Here is a 21,991-nt window from a genome sequence, read left to right on the forward strand (position 1 = left end):
ACGGGAATTGGCCGTCATATGCCGACCACCGCCCTGATCCGGAAACCCCACCTTTGATGATCCGTCGGCTTTTAGCGTTTTTCCTGCTGGGAATACTGGGCGGCTGCGCCAGCCTGGACCCGCCCCGCACCCCCAGCCAGGCGCTGCCAGCGGCGAGTTCCTCGTTCGGGCGCTCGATCCAGGCCCAGGCGGCGCCGTATCGGGGCCGGTCGGGGTTTCGCCTGCTGCCCAACAGCAGCGAAGCTTTCATGGCCCGCGCCGAGCTGATTCGCAACGCCCAAACGAGCCTCGACCTGCAGTACTACATCGTGCACGACGGCATCAGCACGCGCATGCTGGTGGACGAACTGCTCAAGGCCGCCGACCGTGGCGTGCGTATCCGCATCCTGTTGGACGACACCACCAGCGACGGCCTGGACCAGCTCATCGCCACCCTCGCCGCCCACCCGCAGATCCAGATCCGCCTGTTCAACCCGCTGCACCTGGGCCGCAGCACCGGCGTCACCCGGGCAATGGCGCGGCTGTTCGATCTGTCCCTGCAACACCGGCGCATGCACAACAAGCTGTGGCTGGCGGACAACAGCGTGGCCATTGTGGGCGGGCGCAACCTGGGCGACGAATACTTCGACGCCGAGCCCAACCTGAACTTCACCGACATCGACATGCTCAGCGTGGGACCAGTGGCCGAGCAACTGGGGCACAGCTTCGACCAGTACTGGAACAGCGCCCTGAGCAAACCCATCGGCGACTTCGTGAGCAGCGCCACCCCGGGCGACCTGACCCAGGCCCGGGCACGCCTGGCCGACTCGCTGGCCGAGGCGCGCCAGCAACACCACGCCCTCTATAACCGCCTGCGGGCCTACAAGACCCAGCCGCGCATGGACCTCTGGCGCAGCGAGCTGATCTGGGCCTGGAACCAGGCGTTGTGGGATGCACCGAGCAAAGTACTGGCCAAGGCCGACCCGGACCCCAGGTTGCTGCTCACCACCCAACTGGGCCCGGAACTGCAAGGCGTGCACCATGAGCTGATGATGATCTCGGCGTACTTTGTGCCGGGGCAACCGGGCTTTGTCTACCTCACGGGCCGCGCCGACGCCGGGGTGTCGGTGAGCCTGCTGACCAACTCGCTGGAGGCCACCGACGTCCCGGCGGTGCATGGCGGCTATGCGCCGTATCGCAAGGCGCTGCTGGAACACGGGGTGAAGCTCTACGAGTTGCGTCGCCAGCCGGGCGACAGCGGTGGCAGCGGCCCGCACCTGTTTCGCAAGGGCACGTTCCATGGCTCCGATTCCAGCCTGCACAGCAAAGCGATGATCTTTGACCGGGAAAAGTCGTTTATCGGCTCCTTCAACTTCGACCCACGCTCGGTGCTGTGGAACACCGAAGTCGGGGTGCTGGTGGACAGCCCCGAGTTGGCCGAACACGTGCGCAACCTGGCGCTGGAGGGCATGGCGCCTGCCTTGAGCTATCAACCGGTATTGCAGGATGGCCATGTGGTGTGGGTGACGGAAGACAACGGCCAACTGCACACCCTGACCCGTGAACCCGGCAATTGGTGGCGCAGGTTCAATGCCTGGTTCGCCACCACCGTCGGGCTGGAGCGCCTGCTGTAACTAGGCGGGCTGGGCGGCGCCAAATGCCCCCTGGCGCATCAGCAACAGCACCAGCCCCGCCGCTCCGGCGGCCATCAACAACGGCAACGCCTGCCCGCTGATCCACTGGCTACCGGCCCCCGCCACCAACGGCCCGATCAGGCAACCGATGCCCCACAGTTGCGCCACGTGGGCATTGGCCCGCACCAGCGCATCGTCGCGATAACGCTCGCCAATCAGGATCAGCGACAAGGTAAACAAACCGCCCGCGCTGGCGCCAAACAACACCCACACCGGCCAGATCAAAACGGTGTGCAACACCAACGGGATCGTCAGGCTGGAGGCCAACAGCAGCAGCGCACAGCCAAAAAACAGCGCCCGCCGGGGCAGGTAGTCTGCCAGCGCGCCAATCGGCAACTGCAACAACGCATCCCCCACGACCACCGTGCTGACCATCGCCAAGGCAACCTCGGCAGTAAAGCCCTGTTGCAGGCAATACACCGGCAGCAGCGTCAGAATCATCGCCTCAAAGGCGGCGAACAAGGCCACCGCCCAGGCGATCGCCGGCAAGCCCCGGCAAAAGCGCCACAGGTCGCCAAAGGTGACACTGAATGATTCGGCAGAAGGTGCGCCGCTGCGGCCCAACAGCAACAGCGGCGAGACGATCAACAGGCCCACGCCCACCCAGAAACCCGCATCGTTATCGGTGCCCAGCGCGCCCAACAACAGCGGCCCAGACAGCTGGCTCAACGCGTAGCTGCAGCCATACAAGGCTACCAAGCGGCCGCGCCATTGCTCCACCACCAGTTGGTTGATCCAGCTTTCGCCGAGGATGAACACGATGGTCAGGATCACCCCGATCAGCAGGCGCATGACCAACCACACCGGGTAGCTGGGCAGCACCGCCAGCAAGCCGAGAGAAAGCGCCCCGGCCCACAGGCATAGGCGCATCAGGTTCGCGGTGCCGAATCGCGAGGCCAGGCGGCTGGAAATCTTGGCCCCCAGCAGTACACCAAATGCGGGCATGGCAGCCATCACGCCGATCGCGAAGCTGCCATAGCCCCAGCTTTCCAGGCGCAGCGATACCAGCGGCATGCTGACGCCCAAGGCCAAACCGACGCTCAATACCGAGGCCAGGACGGCGAAGTAAGTCGCCCAACGCATTTCCACGCTCCTGTGGATCATGAAACCGTACAAAACAATGTGGGAGTCGGGCTCACCCGCCAGGCAAGCACCTTGCGGTGTTGCGATCGCGGACAAGCCCGACTCCCACACAAGCTCACTCCTACAGCGGAGCGAGGGTATTGCTTACAACTTGATCCAGGTCGCCTTCAGCTCGGTGTACTTGTCGAAGGCATGCAGCGACTTGTCGCGGCCGTTACCCGACTGCTTGAAACCACCAAACGGCGCGGTCATGTCGCCGCCGTCGTACTGGTTGACCCACACGCTGCCGGCGCGCAAAGCCTTGGCGGTCAGGTGCGCCTTGGAGATATCGGCAGTCCACACCGCCGCGGCCAGGCCGTACTGGGTGTCGTTGGCGATGGCGATGGCTTCTTCAGCGCTGTCAAAGGTGATCACCGACAGTACCGGGCCGAAGATCTCTTCCTGGGCGATTTTCATGGCATTGGTCACGCCGTCGAAAATCGTCGGCTCCACGTAGGTGCCACCGGTTTCCTGCAACGTGCGCTTGCCGCCAGCCACCAGCTTGGCGCCATCGGCATGCCCGGCTTCGATATACGACAGCACCGTGTTCATCTGCTGGGTGTCCACCAGGGCGCCGACGTTGGTGGCCGGGTCCAGCGGGTTGCCCGGCTTCCAGCCCTTGAGGGCCTCGATCACCAGCGGCAGGAAGGTGTCCTTGATCGAACGCTCGACCAGCAGGCGCGAGCCCGCGGTGCACACTTCGCCCTGGTTGAAGGCGATGGCGCTGGCGGCCGATTCAGCGGCGGCTTGCAGGTCCGGGGCATCGGCAAACACGATGTTGGGGCTCTTGCCGCCCGCTTCGAGCCAGACGCGCTTCATGTTCGATTCGCCGGAACGGATCAACAGCTGCTTGGCGATTTTGGTGGAGCCGGTGAACACCAGGGTGTCGACGTCCATGTGCACGGCCAGGGCGTTGCCCACGGTGTGGCCGTAGCCCGGCAGCACGTTGAACACGCCTTTCGGGATACCGGCCTCGACGGCCAGGGCCGCGATGCGGATGGCGGTCAGCGGCGACTTTTCCGACGGCTTGAGAATGATCGAGTTACCGGTCGACAACGCAGGCCCCAGTTTCCAGCAGGCCATCATCAGCGGGAAGTTCCACGGCACGATGGCCCCGACGACGCCCACGGGCTCGCGGGTCACCAGGCCCAATTGGTCATGGGGGGTGGCGGCCACTTCGTCGTAGATCTTGTCGATGGCCTCGCCGCTCCAGCTCAGGGCCTGCGCCGCGCCGGGGACGTCGATGTGGAGGGAGTCGCTGATGGGCTTGCCCATGTCCAGGGTTTCAAGCAGTGCCAGCTCTTCGGCGTTGGTCTTGAGCAAGCCTGCGAAACGGATCATCACGGCCTTACGCTTGGCCGGCGCGAGGCGCGACCACACGCCGGAGTTGAACGTCGCGCGGGCGTTTTCCACGGCGCGCTGGGCGTCGGCGACGTCACAGGCGGCAACAGTGGCCAGCAGGCGGCCATCGACCGGGCTGAGGCATTCAAAGGTGTCGCCAGAAACAGAATCGGTGTATTCGCCGTTGATGTAAGCGCGGCCTTCGATCTTCAGATCCTTGGCGCGTTGTTCCCAATCGGCACGAGTCAGGGTGGTCATGCGAATCTCCTCCTCTTGTTGAATACAAGGGTCGGGCCACTGCCCGGACGCCTTTGAAGAATGCTTGCCTCGCCATCTGCTCGGCTCGAGGCAGCTGCCACCCTAAACCAGCGGCCATGAATGTTTCAATATATTTGACAAACACGCGGCAAACGCCCTTGCGATGTTCATTTTAATAAACATAGACTTTGGACTTTCCAACGGCAGGCCAGACGGGACACGCTTATGAACATTCAGACTATCGTGGATTTCAGCCAGGCCAGGACCGACCCTGACCGCTACCGTCCCGCCGCAGAAAAAATCCTCAAGGGCGATCCCGAGCAAACCGTCTACAACCACTACAACAGCCCGTGCGGCCAGATGAGCGCCGGGGTCTGGGAGGGTGACGTCGGCCAATGGAAGGTCAATTACACCGAGCACGAGTACTGCGAAATCGTGCAGGGTGTTTCTGTGCTGCGCGACGCCGAGGGCAACGCCAAGACCTTGCGCGCCGGTGACCGCTTTGTGATCCCTGCCGGTTTCAGCGGCACTTGGGAAGTGCTGGAAAACTGCCGCAAGATCTACGTGGTGTTCGAGCAGAAAGCCTGATCATTTACGCCACGCAAAAAAAAGCCCGTATCGCGAGATACGGGCTTTTTTACAAGGAAAATCAATTACTTGATTTTGCCTTCTTTGTACATCACGTGCTTACGAACAACCGGATCATATTTCTTGATCTCGATTTTGTCCGGAGTAGTGCGCTTGTTCTTGTCGGTAGTGTAGAAGTGACCAGTACCGGCGCTCGAAATCAAACGAATCAATTCACGCATGATTAGCTCCCTTAGATCTTGCCATCGCGGCGGAGTTCGACCAGAACGACATCAATGCCGCGCTTGTCGATGATACGCATGCCTTTGGCAGATACGCGCAGACGCACAAAACGCTTCTCGGACTCGACCCAGAAGCGGTGATGCTGCAGGTTCGGCAGGAAACGACGACGGGTTTTGTTATTTGCGTGGGAAATGTTATTCCCAGTCACCGGACCCTTACCGGTAACTTGACAGACTCTCGACATGCCTCAGCCCTCTAAAACCACATGCCCAACCCGGCATGGGTTGGCCGCTTAATCTCTCAGTCATTTGGCGCCAGGCGCCGCGTTTCTTTAGGGTCTTACCGGCTACACCTACAAGCGAAGGAACCGGGCCCCTAGAAAAGAGCGCTGCTTTATACCAGAAAGACCCCAGTGCAACAACAACCCGTGTGTTTTTACACGCGTAAATATTGACCAGCAACGCCCGGACCGTTGCAGGCAGGGGCCGCTGTCAACGCCGACCATTCGTCGCACGGGGTGGTTTAAAGCCCGCAAAGGGGCCAGGTCAAATGCCCCGGGGCGCCCTCAAAACAGCCTTGAAGGGCCAGGCACTGTTAAAAATAGGCTAGTCATTTGCGATTTCGCCCACTACGGTAGGACTTTTCCAGACTGCACTTGCAGATGGGCCTTCGACCTGCAAAGGAAAACCCAATATGCGTCTCGCAGCCCTACCGCTATTGCTCGCCCCTCTTTTTATCGCCCCCCTGGCTCAGGCGGCCAGTACGCTGAGTGTCTGCACCGAAGCCAGCCCGGAAGGGTTCGACGTGGTGCAATACAACTCGCTGACCACCACCAACGCCTCGGCGGACGTATTGATGAACCGCCTGGTGGACTTCGATGCCGAGCACGGCAAGCTGGTCCCCAGCCTGGCGGACAGCTGGGAGGTGTCGCCGGACGGGCTGACCTACACCTTCAAGCTGCACCCAGGCGTGAAATTTCACCGCACGGACTATTTCACCCCAAGCCGCACGCTGACGGCCGAAGACGTACGCCTAAGCTTCGAGCGCATGCTCGACCCGGCCAACCCGTGGCACAAAATCGCCCAAAGCGGCTTCCCACACGCGCAATCGCTGCAGTTGCCTGCACTGATCAAGAAGATCGACGCCCTGGACCCGCTCACCGTGCGCTTCACCCTCGATCACGCCGATTCGACCTTCCTGGCCGCGCTGAGCATGGGTTTTGCCTCGATCTATTCGGCCGAATATGCCGACAAACTGCTCAAGGCCGGCACGCCCGAACTGCTCAACAGCCAGCCCATCGGGACCGGCCCGTTCATTTTCGGGCGGTTTCAGAAAGACGCGTCGATTCGCTACAAAGCCAACCCGGACTATTTCGCTGGCAAACCGGCGGTGGATAACCTGATCTTCGCCATCACCCCGGACGCCAACGTGCGCTTGCAGCGCCTGCGCCGGGACGAATGCCAGATCGCCCTGTCGCCCAAACCGCTGGATGTAACCGCCGCCCAGGCGGACGCCAGCCTCAAGGTGGAAAAAACCGCCGCCTTCATGACCGCCTTTGTGGCGATCAACAGCCAGCACCCACCACTGGACAAGCCGGAAGTGCGCCAGGCGATCAACCTGGCCTTTGATAAAGCCAGTTACCTGAAAGCCGTCTTCGAGGGCACCGCCGAGGCGGCCAACGGTGTTTACCCGCCCAACACCTGGAGTTATGCCAGCGAGTTGCCGGGTTATCCACAGGACATCGCCAAAGCCAAAGCGCTGCTGGAACGCGCAGGGCTCAAGGACGGTTTCAAGACCACCCTCTGGACCCGGCCTTCGGGCAGCCTGCTCAACCCCAACCCCAGCCTGGGCGCACAATTGCTGCAAGCGGACCTCGCCAAGATCGGCATTCAAGCGGACATTCGCGTGATCGAATGGGGCGAGCTGATCCGCCGCGCCAAGGCGGGCGAGCATGACCTGCTGTTCATGGGCTGGGCGGGCGACAACGGTGACCCAGACAACTTCCTCACCCCGCAATTCTCTTGCGCGGCCGTGAAATCCGGCACCAACTTCGCCCGTTACTGCGACCCGGCACTGGACAAACTGATCAGCGCTGGCAAAACCACCAGCGAACAAGGTGTGCGCAGCAAGCTGTATCAACAGGCCCAGGCCCAGATCCAGCAACAGGCGCTCTGGCTGCCCCTGGCCCACCCCACAGCGTTTGCCTTGACCCGCAAAAATGTGGACGGGTATCAGGTGAGCCCGTTCGGTCGCCAGGATTTTTCCAAGGTGAGCATCAAGCCGTAAACCCTGTGAAGCGCCCGCTTGAGCCTGGCCACTGCGCCCGCTACATCCAGCCGTACTCGGACATCGACAGCGGGTCGCCGTCGCCCACGATGATGTGGTCCAGCACCCGCACATCCACCAGGGTCAGGGCCTTTTGCAGGTCCCGGGTCATTTTTCGGTCGGTCTGGCTGGGTTGCGGGTTACCGGAAGGGTGGTTGTGGCACAGGATCAGCGCGGCGGCGTTGTAGTCCAGGGCGCGCTTGACCACCTGCCGAGGGTAGACGGTGGCACGGTCGATGGTGCCCTGGAACAGCTTTTCAAAGCCCAATACCCGGTGCTGGGAGTCCAGAAACAGGCAACCGAAGACCTCATGGGGCTCATGGCGCAACAGCGCCTTGAGGTAATCGCGCACTGCGATCGGGCTTTCCAGCGCCGAATCGTTGCGCACGCATTCGGCCAGGTGGCGCCGGGCCATTTCCAGTACCGCCTGTAACTGGGCAAACTTGGCCGGGCCCAGGCCCAGGTGTCGGTTGAACACCGGTTGCTGGGCCTCCATCAACGCCCGCAGGCTGCCAAACTGCCCCAGCAGGTGACGCGCCAGGTCCACGGCGCTTTTGCCCGACACACCGGTACGCAAGAAAATCGCCAGCAATTCAGCGTCCGACAAGCTCGCCGCACCCTGCTCCAACAGCTTCTCCCGCGGGCGCTCCGCCGCAGGCCAATCACGAATACTCATGGCACCTCCCTGTGCACGCGCCCCCTGTTGCATGGCGGGCGCTGTGGTATCTTAGGCCGCTCTTTTTGCGTGTGATTTTCCCTGGGGAGGGGAGGTCACAACGCCATCACTGAACTGGAAAGGCAAGCCAATGCAGCGTCTGTATCGGAAACGCATCGTGCTCGGCGTCGGCGGCGGGATTGCCGCCTACAAAAGCGCAGAGCTGGTTCGCCGGCTCCTGGATCAGGGCGCCGAAGTCCGCGTGGTCATGACCCGTGGCGGCAGCGAGTTCATCACCCCGCTGACCATGCAGGCCTTGTCCGGCCACCCGGTTCACCTGGACCTGCTCGACCCGGCCGCCGAAGCCGCCATGGGCCACATCGAGCTGGCCAAGTGGGCCGACCTGGTGTTGATCGCCCCGGCCACCGCCGACCTGATCGCCCGCCTGGCCCAGGGCATCGCCAATGACCTGCTGACCACCCTGGTGCTGGCCACCGACGCCACCGTCGCCATCGCCCCGGCCATGAATCAGGCCATGTGGCGCGACCCGGCCACCCAGGCCAACACCCAACTGCTACAAAGCCGCGGCATCAAGGTGTTCGGCCCTGCCTCGGGCAGCCAGGCCTGTGGCGACGTGGGCCTGGGCCGCATGCTGGAAACCACCGACCTCGCGCTGTGCGCTGCCGAGTGCTTCCAGCACCTGGCCCTGACCGGCAAACACGTGCTGATTACCGCAGGCCCGACCCAGGAAAACATCGACCCGGTGCGCTACATCACCAACCATAGCTCAGGGAAAATGGGCTTTGCTTTGGCAGAGGCTGCGGTCGAGGCAGGCGCTCGGGTCACGCTGATTACCGGCCCGGTGCATTTGCCGACACCTGACCGCGTCACGCGGATCGACGTCGTCAGCGCCCGCGACATGCTTGCGGCCTGTGAAGCGGCGATTCCCTGCGACCTGTTTATCGCCTCGGCAGCGGTGGCGGACTACCGCCCGGAAGTCATCGCACCGCAAAAGCTCAAGAAAGACCCTACAAGCGGTGACGGCCTGCTCCTGCAAATGGTGCGCAACCCGGACATCCTGGCCACGATCGCCACCCGTCCCGACCGCCCGTTCAGCGTCGGTTTCGCCGCCGAAACCGAACACTTGCTGGACTACGCCGCACGCAAATTGAAAGACAAAAACCTCGACCTGATCGTTGCCAACGATGTCGCCAACCCGAGCATCGGCTTCAACAGCGAGGAAAACGCCTGCAGCGTGATTGACCGCGACCTGCACGCCACCCTTTTCGCCCAGACCAGCAAGGGCAAGATTGCCCGCCAACTGATCTCTTTTATCGCCCAACGGCTGAACCAGGTTTAATTCACATGCACGCTTTGCAAGCCAAGATCCTAGACCCGCGCCTGGGCCAGGAATTTCCACTGCCCGCCTACGCCACCCCAGGCTCCGCCGGCCTCGACCTGCGCGCCATGCTCAAGCAAGACACGCTGCTTGAGCCGGGCCAGACCGTCCTGATCCCCACTGGGCTGTCGATTTACGTGGGCGACCCGGGCCTGGCGGCGCTGATCCTGCCGCGCTCGGGCCTGGGCCATAAACATGGCATCGTGCTGGGCAACCTGGTCGGCCTGATCGACTCCGACTACCAGGGCGAACTGATGGTGTCGTGCTGGAACCGTGGCCAGACCGCGTTCAACATCGTGGTCGGCGAGCGCATTGCGCAACTGGTGCTGGTGCCGGTGGTGCAGGCGCATTTCGAACTGGTCCAGACCTTTGACGAGACACAACGCGGTGCAGGCGGTTTTGGCCATTCGGGTAGCCACTGACGATGCGGGACCAGGCCGGGCGCCCTGCCCGGCCTGACACTTACGCACGGACTTTAAGGACAAAGAATGCGCACAACCGGGCACCGATGGCACTTTTGCACCACGAACTCTCTACAAAAAATGCCGTCTTACGCTTCAACTTGAGCCTGCCGCTCTGCAACACTCAGCCCTGCCATGCCCCTTTCAAATGGAGTTTTCCCCGCAATGAGCAACCCAGCCCGAGTCGCCCCAAGCTTTCCCGACAGCATCTTTCGCGCCTATGACATCCGTGGCGTGGTCCCCAAGACCCTGACCGCCGAAACCGCTTATTGGATCGGCCGCGCCATTGGCGCCCAGAGCCTGGCCCAGGGCGAGCCCAACGTTTCTGTAGGCCGTGACGGCCGCCTGTCCGGCCCAGAGCTGGTGGAACAACTGATCCAGGGCCTGGCCGACAGCGGCTGCCATGTGAGCGACGTGGGCCTGGTGCCGACGCCAGCGCTGTATTACGCCGCCAATGTGCTGGCCGGCAAGTCCGGCGTGATGCTCACCGGCAGCCACAACCCGTCGGACTACAACGGTTTCAAGATCGTGATCGCTGGCGACACCCTGGCCAACGAACAGATCCAGGCGCTGCACACTCGCCTGAAGACCAACGACCTGACCAGCGGCCCGGGCACCATCACCAAAGTCGATATTCTTGAGCGTTACTCGGATGAAATCACCCGTGACGTCAAGCTCGAGCGCCGCCTGAAAGTGGTGGTGGACTGCGGCAACGGCGCGGCTGGCGTGATCGCCCCGCAACTGTTCGAAGCCCTGAACTGCGAAGTGATCCCGCTGTTCTGCGAGGTGGACGGCAACTTCCCCAACCACCACCCGGACCCGGGCAAGCCTGAAAACCTGGAAGACCTGATCGCCAAGGTTCACGAAGTGGGCGCCGATGTGGGCCTGGCCTTTGACGGCGACGGTGACCGCGTGGGCGTGGTGACCAACACCGGCAGCATCGTGTTCCCCGATCGCCTGCTGATGCTGTTCGCCCGCGACGTGGTGGCGCGCAACCCGAATGCCGAAATCATCTTTGACGTGAAGTGCACCCGCCGCCTGAGCCCGCTGATCAAGGAATACGGCGGCCGCCCGCTGATGTGGAAGACCGGTCACTCGTTGATCAAAAAGAAAATGAAGGAAACCGGGGCGCTGCTGGCCGGCGAAATGAGCGGGCACGTGTTCTTCAAGGAGCGCTGGTTCGGCTTTGACGACGGCATTTACAGCGCCGCCCGTCTGCTGGAGATCCTCAGCAAGGAAAAATCCACGGCTGAAGAGCTGTTCGAGACGTTCCCCAATGATATTTCTACGCCAGAGATCAATATCCATGTGACCGAGGAGAGCAAATTCAGCATCATTGACGCACTGCACGATGCGCAATGGGGCGAAGGCGCCAACCTGACCACCATTGATGGTGTGCGAGTCGATTACGCCCAAGGCTGGGGCCTGGTTCGCGCGTCCAACACCACCCCGGTGCTGGTACTGCGTTTCGAGGCGGATACCGAGGCGCAGTTGCAGCGCATCAAGGACGTGTTCCACGCCCAGTTGAAACGTGTTGCCCCTGATCTCCAACTACCGTTCTGATTTTTTACCGGAGCCCTGAATGACCCTCGAACGCGAAGCCGCTGCCAACACCGCCAAAGTTCTTTCCGAAGCGTTGCCTTACATTCGACGCTATGTCGGCAAAACGCTGGTGATCAAGTACGGCGGCAATGCCATGGAAAGCGACGAGCTGAAAACCGGCTTTGCCCGCGACATCGTGTTGATGAAAGCCGTGGGGATCAACCCGGTGGTGGTACACGGTGGCGGCCCGCAAATCGGTGACCTGCTCAAGCGCCTGTCCATCGAGAGTCACTTCATCGACGGCATGCGCGTCACCGACGCGCAGACCATGGACGTGGTCGAGATGGTGCTGGGCGGCCAGGTGAACAAGGACATTGTGAACCTGATCAACCGTCATGGCGGCAGCGCCATCGGCCTCACCGGCAAGGACGCGGAGCTGATCCGGGCGAAAAAACTGACCGTCACCCGCCAGACCCCGGAGATGACCCAGCCGGAAATCATCGACATCGGCCAGGTGGGTGAAGTGGTCGGCGTGAACACCGACCTGCTGAACCTGCTGGTGAAAGGCGACTTCATCCCGGTGATCGCGCCCATCGGTGTGGGCGCCAACGGTGAGTCGTACAACATCAACGCCGACCTGGTGGCTGGCAAGGTTGCCGAGGCACTCAAAGCTGAAAAGCTGATGCTGCTGACCAACATTGCCGGCCTGATGGACAAGGAAGGCAAGGTGTTGACCGGCCTGACCACTCAACAGGTCGACGGTCTGATCGCAGACGGCACCATCTACGGCGGCATGCTGCCCAAGATCCGCTGTGCACTGGAAGCGGTGCAGGGCGGCGTGGGCAGCTCGTTGATCATTGATGGCCGGGTGCCGAATGCGGTCCTGCTGGAGATCTTCACCGACACCGGCATGGGCACGCTGATCAGCAACCGCAAGCGCTCCTAACGCTGAAAACAAAAGACCCCGCTCAACCAGGTTGAGCGGGGTCTTTTTTATTTCAACAGCCGTCACGCAACCGCGTGGGTGTCACACGCCGAACTGCTCGCGGTAGGCTTTCACCGCAGGCAAATGCTGCTTGAGCTGCGCATCGTCTTCAAGGAACTGCAACACCTGGTTCAACGACACGATGCTCACCACCGGAATGCCGAAGTCACGCTCCACTTCCTGGATCGCCGACAGCTCACCGTTGCCGCGCTCCTGGCGGTTCAGCGCGATCAGCACGCCCGCGGCCGTTGCACCGTCCTGGGAGCCGATGATCTGCATCACTTCACGAATGGCCGTGCCAGCGGTGATCACGTCGTCGATGATCAACACATTACCCTTGAGCGGCGCGCCGACCAGGCTGCCCCCTTCGCCATGGGCCTTGGCTTCCTTGCGGTTGAAGCACCACGGCACGTCCTGCCCATGATGCTCGGCCAGGGCCACGGCAGTGGCGGCGGCCAACGGGATACCTTTGTAGGCCGGGCCAAAGAGCACGTCGAAGGCAATGCCGCTCTCAACGATGGCTGCCGCATAAAAACGACCCAATTGCGCCAGGGCAGCACCCGAATTGAACAAGCCGGCGTTAAAGAAGTACGGGCTGGTGCGACCGGACTTGAGGGTGAACTCACCGAAGCGCAAAACGCCGCGATCGATGGCAAAACGAATGAAATCGCGTTGATACGCCTGCATGAAAAAAGCCTCAGATACCACGGATTTAGCTAAATGGGTAGACGGCGTGTATCATACACGCACGCGATTTTTGGGGCCATTTATGCGGATCATCAGTGTGAACGTTAATGGTATTCAGGCTGCAGTCGAGCGTGGTTTGCTCAGTTGGCTGCAAGCCCAGAATGCCGACGTCATCTGCCTGCAGGACACCCGCGCCTCCGCCTTTGAACTGGACGACCCAGCCTTCCAACTGGATGGCTACTTCCTTTATGCCTGTGATGCCGAAGTCCCCACCCAAGGTGGCGTGGCCCTGTATTCACGGTTGCAACCCAAGGCGGTCATCAGCGGCCTCGGCTTCGAGACAGCCGACCGCTACGGGCGCTACCTGCAAGCCGATTTCGACAAGGTCAGCATCGCGACCTTGCTGCTTCCATCCGGGCAGAACGGCGATGAAGACTTGAACCAGAAGTTCAAGCTAATGGACGATTTCGGCCGTTATCTGGACAAGCAGCGGCGCAAGCGTCGCGAGTACATCTACTGTGGCTCGCTGTACGTGGCGCAACAAAAGCTGGACATCAAGAACTGGCGCGACAGCCAGCAATCCCCGGGTTTCCTGGCGCCGGAACGCGCCTGGATGGACGAGATTGTCGGCAACATGGGGTACGTAGATGCCCTGCGCGAAGTCAGCCGCGAAGGCGATCAATACAGTTGGTGGCCAGACAACGAACAGGCGGAGATGCTCAATCTGGGTTGGCGTTTCGACTATCAGTTGCTGACCCCCGGCCTGCGCCGTTTTGTACGCAGCGCCCGCTTGCCTCGCCAGCCGCGCTTCTCGCAACACGCGCCGCTGATCGTGGACTACGACTGGACACTGACCATCTGAGGTCATTGCCCAGGCACAAAAAACCGACATCGCTGTCGGTTTTTTTGTGGCCGCCGATTACTTCAACAAGCGCCAGATAAACGGGTAGCGGTAGGCAATGCCCTTGTTGACCTTGACGCTCGCGATGGCCATTAGCACGGCCGCCACAATCACCAGCACCGCCAGCACAAAGCCGCCAAACGTCGCGCCACCTACCACCATGCCAAGCGCCCAGACCAGGCACACCATGATCTGGAAGTTCAACGCCTCCTTGCCCTGATCATTAATCAGCGGGTCGGCCTTGCGCTTGAACAGCCACACCGCCAAGGGTGCCACCAGGTTGCCCAGCGGGTAAAAAAGCCCCACAACCGCCACGAGGTGACACAGCATCGCCCAGCGGCGGGCGCTTATGGTCGGTTCGGGCGGCACAACCTGCGGGTCACTCATGGCATCGCTCCTTGAAGCCGTGTGGGGTTCAGTCGGCCAGGGCGGCGGTCTGAAGCTGGAAGATTTCGCTCATGCCTTTTTGCGCCAGGGCCAGCATCGCGTTCAGTTCTGCCGGCTGGAATGGCGCGCCTTCGGCGGTGCCCTGCACTTCGATGAAACCACCGGTGCTGGTCATCACCACGTTCAGGTCGGTTTCGGCGGCCGAGTCTTCGAGGTAGTCTAGGTCCAGCACGGGCTCGCCCTGGTACATGCCCACCGAAACAGCAGCGATCATTTGCTTGAGCGGGTCGCCTGCCTTCAAGCCGCCGCGCTTCTTGATCACTTTAAGGGCATCGACCAGCGCAACCATGGCGCCGGTGATGGACGCAGTGCGGGTGCCACCGTCGGCCTGGATCACGTCGCAGTCGACATACAGGGTCACATCGCCCAGCTTGGACATGTCCAGCGCAGCGCGCAGGGAGCGGCCGATCAGGCGCTGGATTTCCAGGGTGCGCCCGCCTTGCTTGCCACGGCTGGCTTCACGCTGGTTACGCTCGCCGGTGGCGCGCGGCAGCATGCCGTACTCGGCAGTGAGCCACCCCTGGCCCTGGCCCTTGAGGAAACGCGGCACGCCGTTTTCTACGCTGACGGTGCAGATCACCTTGGTATCGCCAAACTCGACCAGTACAGATCCCTCGGCGTGTTTGGTGTAGTTGCGGGTGATGCGGATCGAGCGCAGCTGATCGGCAGCGCGACCACTTGGACGTTTCATAGGGGATACCTGTACTGAGGACGAAAAACTGCCGGGCATTATAGAGCCGCTGCGCCCGCAGGGCACGGCTAAAAAAATCCGGTTACGAAGTGCCCCGCCTGCATCGCTTTGTCACAGCCACCGTTTGGGCGCACCGGCCCCGTTGCGCTACACTCCTGCGCCTTCTGCCTGTCGGCTTCAATTTACCCATCAGCCCGCCCGTCGGCGGGACTGCATCGCGAGGTACCGCCATGGTGCACAGCATGACCGCCTTCGCCCGCGTCGAACACGCAGGCGCCCAAGGCACCCTGAGCTGGGAACTGCGCTCGGTCAACAGCCGTTACCTGGAGCCGCACCTGCGCCTGCCGGAAGCCTTTCGCGACCTCGAAGGCGCCGTGCGTGAAGCGCTGCGCCAGGGCATCTCCCGCGGCAAGCTGGAATGCACCCTGCGCTTTACCGAGGAAACCACCGGCAAGCCGCTGCAGGTAGACCGCGAGCGCGCCGCGCAACTGGTCGCCGCCGCCGAAACCATCGCCAGCCTGATCAAGCAACCGGCCGCCCTGAACCCGCTGGAAGTGCTGGCCTGGCCCGGCGTGCTGGTCGCCGACGCCACCGACCCGCAAGCCCTGAACGCCCAGGCCCTGGCGCTGTTCAACCAGGGCCTCAAAGAACTCAAGGCCGGCCGCGAGCGCGAAGGCGCCGAGCTGGCTCGCCTGATCAACGAGCGCCTGACGTCCATCGAAGCAGACGTGCTGACCTTGCGCGAGCTGGTCCCGCAGATGCTGGCCACGCAGCGCCAGAAAGTGCTCGACCGTTTCACCGACATGAAAGCCGAGCTGGACCCGCTGCGCCTGGAACAGGAAATGGTCCTGCTGGCACAAAAGAGCGACGTGGCCGAAGAGCTCGACCGCCTGAGCACCCACATCCTGGAAGTGCGCCGGGTGCTCAAGTCGGCCGGTGCCGCCGGTCGGCGCCTGGACTTCCTGATGCAGGAACTCAACCGCGAAGCCAATACACTGGGCTCCAAGGCGTTCGACCCGCGCAGCACCCAGGCAGCGGTCAACCTCAAAGTGCTGATCGAACAGATGCGCGAACAAGTACAGAACATCGAGTAAGGCAACCTCCATGACCCACAGCACCGGCACCCTCTACATCATTTCTGCCCCGTCGGGCGCAGGCAAAAGCAGCCTGGTCAAGGCATTGACCGACGCCGACGAGCAGATCCGCATTTCCGTCTCCCACACCACCCGAGCCATGCGCCCGGGTGAGGTGAACGGCGTGCACTATCACTTCGTCGAACGCACCGAGTTCGTGAAGATGATCGAACACGGCGACTTCCTGGAGCGTGCCGAAGTCTTCGGCAACCTCTATGGCACCTCCCAAAGCCACTTGCAGCAAACCCTGGACGAAGGCCACGACCTGATCCTGGAAATCGACTGGCAGGGCGCCGAGCAAGTGCGCCAGTTGATGCCCAAGGCGCGCTCGATCTTTATCCTACCGCCGTCCCTCGAGGCCCTGCACCAGCGCCTGACCAACCGCGGCCAGGACAGTGACGAGATCATCGAAGGCCGTATGCGTGAAGCCGTCAGCGAAATGAGCCACTACGTCGACTACGACTATCTGATCATCAACGACGACTTTGCCCACGCCCTGGACGACCTCAAGGCGATTTTCCGCACCAACCAGCTCCAGCAAAAGCGCCAGCAACAGCGTTTCGGCAAGTTGCTCGCCGAACTGCTGGGCTAAGCCGCGCTTCCCAAAACCGCTGCAAGAGCTTTACATTGGCGCTTGCAGCGCGTTTTAAGCCGAGCCCTGAAAATCAGCGCTTCCCTAAACGCTGGTGATTTTTTAAACTGTTCAGTCCGCTCGCCCAACCGGGCACCGCGCATACTGCATTCGCTCCGAGGAATACCATGGCCCGCGTAACCGTTGAAGACTGCCTAGAACACGTGGATAACCGCTTTGAGCTGGTCATGCTCTCTACCAAGCGTGCCCGTCAACTGGCCACTGGCGGCAAAGAGCCCCTGGTTCAGTGGGAAAACGACAAACCTACCGTAGTCGCCCTGCGGGAAATCGCTGAAGGCCTGATGAGCCACGAGTACGTCGCTGCACAGGACGCCATTCAGGAAGATCCAGTGTTTGCAGCGTTTGAGGACGAGTCCAACGAGGCCGTCTAAGCCTATGCCTGGTCGACGTAGCACGGCGCGGGGTCACAGCCATCGGCAGGAGTTCATACTTTGCCGAGCATAGACGCCCTCGCCGATCGCTTATCGGCCTACCTCGGCCCGGACCAGGTCAACCTGGTCCGCCGAGCGTATTTCTACGCCGAACAAGCCCACGACGGCCAACGCCGCCGCAGCGGCGAGGCGTACGTCACCCATCCTCTTGCGGTGGCCAATATTCTGGCCGACATGCACATGGACCATCAGAGCCTGATGGCCGCCATGCTGCATGACGTGATCGAAGACACCGGCATCGCCAAGGAAGCGCTCCAGGCGCAATTTGGCGAAACCGTGGCCGAACTGGTCGACGGGGTCAGCAAACTGACCCAGATGAACTTCGAGACCAAGGCCGAAGCCCAGGCGGAAAACTTCCAGAAGATGGCCATGGCCATGGCCCGGGACATCCGGGTGATCCTGGTCAAGCTGGCCGACCGGCTGCACAACATGCGCACGCTGGAAGTGCTCTCCGGCGAAAAACGCCGACGCATCGCCAAGGAAACCCTGGAAATCTACGCGCCCATCGCCAACCGGCTGGGCATGCACGCCGTGCGCATCGAGTTTGAAGACCTGGGCTTCAAGGCCATGCACCCGATGCGCTCCTCGCGCATCTACCAGGCGGTGAAGCGCGCCCGGGGCAACCGCAAGGAAATCGTCAACAAGATCGAAGAATCGCTGAGCCATTGCCTGGCGGTTGACGGTATCGAAGGCGACGTCAGCGGGCGACAAAAACACCTCTACGGCATCTACAAAAAGATGCGCGGCAAGCGCCGGGCGTTCAACGAGATCATGGACGTCTACGCGTTCCGCATCATCGTCGACAAGGTAGACACCTGCTACCGCGTACTGGGCGCTGTGCATAATTTGTACAAGCCCCTGCCAGGGCGCTTTAAAGACTACATCGCCATTCCCAAGGCCAACGGCTACCAGTCGCTGCATACCACGCTGTTTGGCATGCACGGGGTGCCGATCGAAATCCAGATCCGTACCCGCGAAATGGAAGAGATGGCCAACAACGGCATCGCCGCCCACTGGCTGTACAAATCCAGCGGCGACGAGCAGCCCAAGGGCACTCACGCCCGCGCTCGCCAGTGGGTCAAAGGCGTGCTGGAAATGCAGCAACGTGCGGGCAACTCCCTCGAATTCATCGAAAGCGTGAAGATCGACCTGTTCCCGGACGAGGTCTACGTGTTTACGCCCAAAGGCCGGATCATGGAGCTGCCCAAAGGCTCCACGGCGGTCGACTTTGCCTACGCGGTACACACCGATGTGGGCAACAGCTGCATCGCGTGTCGGATCAACCGCCGCCTGGCCCCGCTGTCGGAGCCGCTGCAAAGCGGGTCCACGGTGGAGATCGTCAGCGCGCCGGGCGCCCGCCCCAATCCTGCGTGGCTCAACTTCGTGGTCACCGGCAAGGCCCGCACGCACATCCGTCACGCCCTCAAGCTGCAACGCCGCTCCGAGTCCATCAGCCTGGGCGAACGCCTGCTGAACAAGGTGCTCAACGGTTTCGACAGCGCCGTGGACAAGATCCCGGCCGAGCGCGTGCAGGCGATCCTGCACGAATACCGTCAGGAAACCATCGAAGACCTGCTGGAAGACATCGGCCTGGGCAATCGCATGGCGTATGTCGTCGCGCGCCGTCTGCTGGGCGAAGGCGAGCAACTGCCCAGCCCCGAGGGCCCGCTGGCGATTCGCGGCACCGAAGGCCTGGTGCTCAGTTACGCCAAGTGCTGCACGCCGATCCCGGGCGACCCGATTGTCGGCCACTTGTCAGCCGGCAAAGGCATGGTCGTGCACCTGGACAACTGCCGCAACATCACCGAAATCCGCCACAATCCGGAAAAATGCATCCAGCTGTCCTGGGCCAAGGATGTCACCGGCGAATTCAACGTCGAGCTGCGGGTCGAGCTGGAACACCAGCGTGGCCTGATCGCGCTGCTGGCCAGCAGCGTCAATGCGGCCGATGGCAACATCGAGAAAATCAGCATGGATGAACGCGATGGTCGCATCAGCGTGGTCCAACTGGTGGTCAGCGTGCACGACCGCGTGCACCTGGCCCGCGTGATCAAGAAGCTGCGCGCCTTGACCGGGGTCATCCGCATCACCCGCATGCGCGCCTAACCCATCGTTACCAGGAGTGACTCATGACCAAGACTGTTATCACCAGCGACAAGGCTCCGGCCGCCATCGGCACCTACTCCCAGGCGATCAAGGCGGGCAATACCGTGTACATGTCGGGCCAGATTCCGCTGGACCCAAAGACCATGGAGCTGGTTGAAGGCTTCGAGGCGCAGACCATCCAGGTGTTCGAAAACCTGAAGTCGGTGGCCGAGGCGGCTGGCGGTTCGTTCAAGGACATCGTCAAGCTGAACATTTTCCTCACCGACCTGAGCCACTTCGCCAAGGTCAACGAGATCATGGGCAAATACTTTGAACAGCCGTACCCGGCCCGCGCCGCCATCGGTGTTGCCGCGCTGCCTAAAGGCGCGCAGGTCGAGATGGACGCGATTCTGGTCATCGAGTAAATCACCCGGCGCCGCCCTCTTGCTATCGACGCGCGGCGCCGAACCTGTTCTGGAAGGATTTCGTCATGCGCAAAGCGCTCGTTGCCTCTTCGCTGCTCGCCCTGTTGCTCAGCGGCTGTGCCAGCAACCCCGCCGACCTGGATGTCAGCGGCACCTGGATCAACCAGGCCGCTATCGACGCAGCGTCCAAGGGCGGCCCTTTGCGTGAAGCGCTGCAAAGCTATGGTCAAAACCTCGAATGGGAGGTGAACACCAAGGCCGGCCAGGCGCGCTACTACAACGGTTTTGAAGTGGCCGAAGGCAAGCTGCTCGCCGAAAAATCCGGCGCCTGGAGCGTTGATTTCTACGGCAGCGCCGCCACCGGACTCAAGCGTAAAGGCAAGCAATTGCTGCAAGTGGCCAACGATAACGAGCCCGAGCAGCTGTTTGGCCGCGCCCAGGAGCCTGCCCCTGAAGGCGCGCCGCTGGGGGCCACCTTTGAACGCACGCTGTACGCGGCCTACATGGGCGGTAGCTGGACCATCGCCAGCGGCAACGGCGAAGGCGCTACCGTGCAATTCCAGGCCAATGGCCAGGTATCCGGCCTGCCGGGTGTCGACCAGTACTCACTGTGCCTGGCGGGCGATTGCGCCTCCATGAGCGGCGGCTACGACAGCATCTGGCTGCAACACAACGGCCAGGGCAACCCGTGGATCTTTGCCCGCAAAGGCAAGCAACTGGAAATTTTCCAGGCGATCAACACCGCCCAGGCTGATGAAGTGCCGCAATTCACCCCAGGGCCACGTCAGTGGCTGCTGAAAAAGCAGTAACCCTGTCGAACCGGGGGCGGGGACAAACCCGCCCTGAGGTTTTCAGCCTTTGAGGATGGCGGCGTAGCCTTCGCGGTAGCTGGGATACGTCGGCACCCACCCCAACGCTTTCGCCCGCGCATTACTGCACTGCTTGCTGCCAGCGCGCCGAACACTGGCGTCCTCGGCCCATTCGGTCACGCCCAAGTACCCCCGCAACCAGTCCACCACCTCGGCAAGCGGCGCCGGTGCATCGTCCACGCCGATGTACACAGGCGCCAGCGCCCCGCCCTGCCGCACATGCTGCAGCAGGAACGCCAGCAAGCCCGCCGCGTCATCGGCGTGAATGCGGTTGCCATACAGAGGCGGATCGATCGCCACCCGGTAACCCTGGCGTACCTGGCTCAACAGCCACTCGCGGCCCGGGCCATAAATGCCGGTCAACCGCACCACGCTGGCGGGAATGCCACTCTGCAAGGCCACCTGCTCGGCCTCCAGCATGATTTTGCCGGAGTAGCCCGCGGCCTCGGTGGCGGACGTTTCGTCGACCCATTCGCCCTTCTGCTGGCCGTACACGCTGCTGCTGGACACAAACAAAAGCTGCTCGGGCTCCTGGCCATAGTCGTTCAGCCAGCCCAACACATGCTGTAACCCTTGCACATAGGCCGCGCGATAGCCGGCCTCGTCGTGATCGGTGGCCGCCGCGCAGTACACCAGGTAATCCACGCCACCCACCGGCCAGGTGTCGGGGCAATCTTCGTTGAACAGGTCGCCCGCAATCCCGATCACACCCGCCGGAAGGCGCGAAATATCACGCCGCAGGCCATACACCTCGAAGCCCTGGGCCAGCAACTGAGTGGCCAGACGGCTACCGACATCGCCACAACCGGCAATCACCACAGTAGGTGCAGACATCACAAAACTCCGTTCCAAAACGCGAAGATTAGCCCTCGCAGATGACCAGCGGCTAGCTAACTGGCAAATTTAGTATTCCGTCAATGGACAAAATGCTGTTCAGCAGCGCTATCTGAGGCACGGTGTTCAGCGACCTACAGACGGGATGAGTGCCGAAGAAAAGCGAATGATTTTGCAATATTGAGCTGAAGGCGCCCAAAGGCGCCTTTTTTGTGGGCGCGATTCAGGAACCGGGAGTTTATTAGCTTTGATTGGGGCTCAAGGC

General features: G+C 62.0%; 22 protein-coding genes and 1 pseudogene. 14 read left to right on the forward strand and 9 right to left on the reverse strand.

Going from position 1 to position 21,991, the window contains the following annotated elements; genetic code table 11:
- Positions 1-56 precede the first annotated feature (56 nt).
- Positions 57-1,613: a phospholipase D family protein gene (locus ACW9H9_RS08575; RefSeq protein WP_457342722.1), complete on the forward strand. Its 1,557-nt coding sequence runs from the start codon at positions 57-59 to the stop codon at positions 1,611-1,613.
- Here ACW9H9_RS08575 and ACW9H9_RS08580 read toward each other — a convergent pair whose 3' ends face one another.
- Entirely contained in the window at positions 1,614-2,756 is a 1,143-nt protein-coding gene (locus ACW9H9_RS08580; RefSeq protein ID WP_457342723.1) for an MFS transporter, read from the reverse strand.
- 144 nt (positions 2,757-2,900) lie between these two features.
- Positions 2,901-4,394 (reverse strand): aldehyde dehydrogenase, encoded by a 1,494-nt coding sequence (locus ACW9H9_RS08585; RefSeq protein WP_457342724.1) that lies wholly within the window; start codon positions 4,392-4,394, stop codon positions 2,901-2,903.
- 225 nt (positions 4,395-4,619) lie between these two features.
- Here ACW9H9_RS08585 and ACW9H9_RS08590 point away from each other — a divergent pair, with 225 nt between their 5' ends.
- On the forward strand, positions 4,620-4,982 hold the full coding sequence (locus ACW9H9_RS08590; RefSeq protein WP_457342725.1) for a cupin domain-containing protein: 363 nt from the start codon (positions 4,620-4,622) through the stop codon (positions 4,980-4,982).
- A 65-nt stretch (positions 4,983-5,047) separates the two neighbouring features.
- On the opposite strand, the gene rpmG is transcribed toward ACW9H9_RS08590, so the two are convergent.
- A complete protein-coding gene (rpmG, locus tag ACW9H9_RS08595) occupies positions 5,048-5,203 on the reverse strand; it encodes a 50S ribosomal protein L33 (RefSeq protein WP_016772554.1) in 156 nt (51 codons plus the stop codon).
- A gap of 11 nt (positions 5,204-5,214) precedes the next feature.
- On the reverse strand, positions 5,215-5,448 hold the full coding sequence (gene rpmB / locus ACW9H9_RS08600; RefSeq protein ID WP_457342726.1) for a 50S ribosomal protein L28: 234 nt from the start codon (positions 5,446-5,448) through the stop codon (positions 5,215-5,217).
- A 449-nt stretch (positions 5,449-5,897) separates the two neighbouring features.
- On the opposite strand from rpmB, the gene ACW9H9_RS08605 reads away from it, so the two are divergent.
- Positions 5,898-7,490 carry an ABC transporter substrate-binding protein gene (locus tag ACW9H9_RS08605; protein ID WP_457342727.1) on the forward strand — a complete coding sequence of 531 codons (1,593 nt, stop codon included), beginning with the start codon at positions 5,898-5,900 and terminating at the stop codon, positions 7,488-7,490.
- 40 nt (positions 7,491-7,530) lie between these two features.
- On the opposite strand, the gene radC is transcribed toward ACW9H9_RS08605, so the two are convergent.
- A complete protein-coding gene (radC, locus tag ACW9H9_RS08610) occupies positions 7,531-8,205 on the reverse strand; it encodes a RadC family protein (RefSeq protein ID WP_457342728.1) in 675 nt (224 codons plus the stop codon).
- 130 nt (positions 8,206-8,335) lie between these two features.
- Here radC and coaBC point away from each other — a divergent pair, with 130 nt between their 5' ends.
- From coaBC to argB, 4 genes and pseudogenes are all read left to right on the forward strand, one after another.
- On the forward strand, positions 8,336-9,544 hold the full coding sequence (gene coaBC / locus ACW9H9_RS08615) for a bifunctional phosphopantothenoylcysteine decarboxylase/phosphopantothenate--cysteine ligase CoaBC (RefSeq protein WP_457342729.1): 1,209 nt from the start codon (positions 8,336-8,338) through the stop codon (positions 9,542-9,544).
- A 5-nt stretch (positions 9,545-9,549) separates the two neighbouring features.
- Entirely contained in the window at positions 9,550-10,005 is a 456-nt protein-coding gene (gene dut / locus ACW9H9_RS08620; protein ID WP_457342730.1) for a dUTP diphosphatase, read from the forward strand.
- A gap of 225 nt (positions 10,006-10,230) precedes the next feature.
- Positions 10,231-11,607: pseudogene (locus ACW9H9_RS08625) on the forward strand (phosphomannomutase/phosphoglucomutase); the annotation flags it as partial.
- Between the two features lie 19 nt (positions 11,608-11,626).
- Positions 11,627-12,532, forward strand: coding sequence for an acetylglutamate kinase (gene argB, locus ACW9H9_RS08630; RefSeq protein ID WP_457342731.1), 906 nt, complete (start codon positions 11,627-11,629; stop codon positions 12,530-12,532).
- Between the two features lie 81 nt (positions 12,533-12,613).
- Here argB and pyrE read toward each other — a convergent pair whose 3' ends face one another.
- On the reverse strand, positions 12,614-13,258 hold the full coding sequence (gene pyrE / locus ACW9H9_RS08635) for an orotate phosphoribosyltransferase (RefSeq protein ID WP_457342732.1): 645 nt from the start codon (positions 13,256-13,258) through the stop codon (positions 12,614-12,616).
- 82 nt (positions 13,259-13,340) lie between these two features.
- Here pyrE and ACW9H9_RS08640 point away from each other — a divergent pair, with 82 nt between their 5' ends.
- Positions 13,341-14,120 carry an exodeoxyribonuclease III gene (locus ACW9H9_RS08640; RefSeq protein ID WP_457342733.1) on the forward strand — a complete coding sequence of 260 codons (780 nt, stop codon included), beginning with the start codon at positions 13,341-13,343 and terminating at the stop codon, positions 14,118-14,120.
- Positions 14,121-14,177: 57 nt separating this feature from the next.
- On the opposite strand, the gene ACW9H9_RS08645 is transcribed toward ACW9H9_RS08640, so the two are convergent.
- Positions 14,178-14,546 carry a DUF4870 domain-containing protein gene (locus ACW9H9_RS08645; RefSeq protein ID WP_457342734.1) on the reverse strand — a complete coding sequence of 123 codons (369 nt, stop codon included), beginning with the start codon at positions 14,544-14,546 and terminating at the stop codon, positions 14,178-14,180.
- Between the two features lie 28 nt (positions 14,547-14,574).
- On the reverse strand, positions 14,575-15,297 hold the full coding sequence (gene rph, locus ACW9H9_RS08650) for a ribonuclease PH (protein ID WP_457342735.1): 723 nt from the start codon (positions 15,295-15,297) through the stop codon (positions 14,575-14,577).
- Between the two features lie 230 nt (positions 15,298-15,527).
- On the opposite strand from rph, the gene ACW9H9_RS08655 reads away from it, so the two are divergent.
- From ACW9H9_RS08655 to ACW9H9_RS08680, 6 genes are all read left to right on the forward strand, one after another.
- The gene (locus tag ACW9H9_RS08655; RefSeq protein ID WP_457342736.1) at positions 15,528-16,391 is read left to right on the forward strand and encodes a YicC/YloC family endoribonuclease; all 864 of its coding nucleotides are present in this window, start codon (positions 15,528-15,530) and stop codon (positions 16,389-16,391) included.
- Between the two features lie 10 nt (positions 16,392-16,401).
- Positions 16,402-17,022: a guanylate kinase gene (gmk, locus tag ACW9H9_RS08660; protein WP_010168203.1), complete on the forward strand. Its 621-nt coding sequence runs from the start codon at positions 16,402-16,404 to the stop codon at positions 17,020-17,022.
- A gap of 167 nt (positions 17,023-17,189) precedes the next feature.
- Positions 17,190-17,453, forward strand: coding sequence for a DNA-directed RNA polymerase subunit omega (gene rpoZ, locus ACW9H9_RS08665; RefSeq protein ID WP_457342737.1), 264 nt, complete (start codon positions 17,190-17,192; stop codon positions 17,451-17,453).
- A gap of 60 nt (positions 17,454-17,513) precedes the next feature.
- Positions 17,514-19,619, forward strand: a complete 2,106-nt coding sequence (spoT, locus tag ACW9H9_RS08670; RefSeq protein WP_457342738.1) for a bifunctional GTP diphosphokinase/guanosine-3',5'-bis pyrophosphate 3'-pyrophosphohydrolase — start codon at positions 17,514-17,516, stop codon at positions 19,617-19,619.
- 23 nt (positions 19,620-19,642) lie between these two features.
- Positions 19,643-20,023, forward strand: a complete 381-nt coding sequence (locus ACW9H9_RS08675; protein ID WP_003213288.1) for a RidA family protein — start codon at positions 19,643-19,645, stop codon at positions 20,021-20,023.
- Between the two features lie 65 nt (positions 20,024-20,088).
- Positions 20,089-20,832, forward strand: coding sequence for a hypothetical protein (locus ACW9H9_RS08680; protein ID WP_457342739.1), 744 nt, complete (start codon positions 20,089-20,091; stop codon positions 20,830-20,832).
- Between the two features lie 42 nt (positions 20,833-20,874).
- Here the strand turns inward: ACW9H9_RS08680 and ACW9H9_RS08685 are convergent, their stop codons facing one another.
- Positions 20,875-21,726 (reverse strand): SDR family oxidoreductase, encoded by an 852-nt coding sequence (locus ACW9H9_RS08685; RefSeq protein WP_457342740.1) that lies wholly within the window; start codon positions 21,724-21,726, stop codon positions 20,875-20,877.
- Between the last annotated feature and the right edge of the window lie 265 nt (positions 21,727-21,991).

This window comes from Pseudomonas sp. SDO5215_S409, from assembly GCF_054071325.1.

What these genes read in the sequence shown, in the direction of transcription:
- ACW9H9_RS08575 (WP_457342722.1), top strand. Translation starts at nt 57, where the DNA reads ATGATCCGTCGGCTTTTAGCGTTTTTCCTGCTGGGAATACTGGGCGGC.
- ACW9H9_RS08605 (WP_457342727.1), top strand. Translation starts at nt 5,898, where the DNA reads ATGCGTCTCGCAGCCCTACCGCTATTGCTCGCCCCTCTTTTTATCGCC.
- ACW9H9_RS08580 (WP_457342723.1), bottom strand. Translation starts at nt 2,756, where the DNA reads ATGCGTTGGGCGACTTACTTCGCCGTCCTGGCCTCGGTATTGAGCGTC.
- rpmB (WP_457342726.1), bottom strand. Translation starts at nt 5,448, where the DNA reads ATGTCGAGAGTCTGTCAAGTTACCGGTAAGGGTCCGGTGACTGGGAAT.
- rpoZ (WP_457342737.1), top strand. Translation starts at nt 17,190, where the DNA reads ATGGCCCGCGTAACCGTTGAAGACTGCCTAGAACACGTGGATAACCGC.
- ACW9H9_RS08675 (WP_003213288.1), top strand. Translation starts at nt 19,643, where the DNA reads ATGACCAAGACTGTTATCACCAGCGACAAGGCTCCGGCCGCCATCGGC.
- radC (WP_457342728.1), bottom strand. Translation starts at nt 8,205, where the DNA reads ATGAGTATTCGTGATTGGCCTGCGGCGGAGCGCCCGCGGGAGAAGCTG.
- ACW9H9_RS08685 (WP_457342740.1), bottom strand. Translation starts at nt 21,726, where the DNA reads ATGTCTGCACCTACTGTGGTGATTGCCGGTTGTGGCGATGTCGGTAGC.
- rpmG (WP_016772554.1), bottom strand. Translation starts at nt 5,203, where the DNA reads ATGCGTGAATTGATTCGTTTGATTTCGAGCGCCGGTACTGGTCACTTC.
- coaBC (WP_457342729.1), top strand. Translation starts at nt 8,336, where the DNA reads ATGCAGCGTCTGTATCGGAAACGCATCGTGCTCGGCGTCGGCGGCGGG.
- ACW9H9_RS08590 (WP_457342725.1), top strand. Translation starts at nt 4,620, where the DNA reads ATGAACATTCAGACTATCGTGGATTTCAGCCAGGCCAGGACCGACCCT.
- dut (WP_457342730.1), top strand. Translation starts at nt 9,550, where the DNA reads ATGCACGCTTTGCAAGCCAAGATCCTAGACCCGCGCCTGGGCCAGGAA.
- ACW9H9_RS08640 (WP_457342733.1), top strand. Translation starts at nt 13,341, where the DNA reads ATGCGGATCATCAGTGTGAACGTTAATGGTATTCAGGCTGCAGTCGAG.
- ACW9H9_RS08645 (WP_457342734.1), bottom strand. Translation starts at nt 14,546, where the DNA reads ATGAGTGACCCGCAGGTTGTGCCGCCCGAACCGACCATAAGCGCCCGC.
- ACW9H9_RS08655 (WP_457342736.1), top strand. Translation starts at nt 15,528, where the DNA reads ATGGTGCACAGCATGACCGCCTTCGCCCGCGTCGAACACGCAGGCGCC.
- rph (WP_457342735.1), bottom strand. Translation starts at nt 15,297, where the DNA reads ATGAAACGTCCAAGTGGTCGCGCTGCCGATCAGCTGCGCTCGATCCGC.
- argB (WP_457342731.1), top strand. Translation starts at nt 11,627, where the DNA reads ATGACCCTCGAACGCGAAGCCGCTGCCAACACCGCCAAAGTTCTTTCC.
- ACW9H9_RS08585 (WP_457342724.1), bottom strand. Translation starts at nt 4,394, where the DNA reads ATGACCACCCTGACTCGTGCCGATTGGGAACAACGCGCCAAGGATCTG.
- ACW9H9_RS08680 (WP_457342739.1), top strand. Translation starts at nt 20,089, where the DNA reads ATGCGCAAAGCGCTCGTTGCCTCTTCGCTGCTCGCCCTGTTGCTCAGC.
- pyrE (WP_457342732.1), bottom strand. Translation starts at nt 13,258, where the DNA reads ATGCAGGCGTATCAACGCGATTTCATTCGTTTTGCCATCGATCGCGGC.
- gmk (WP_010168203.1), top strand. Translation starts at nt 16,402, where the DNA reads ATGACCCACAGCACCGGCACCCTCTACATCATTTCTGCCCCGTCGGGC.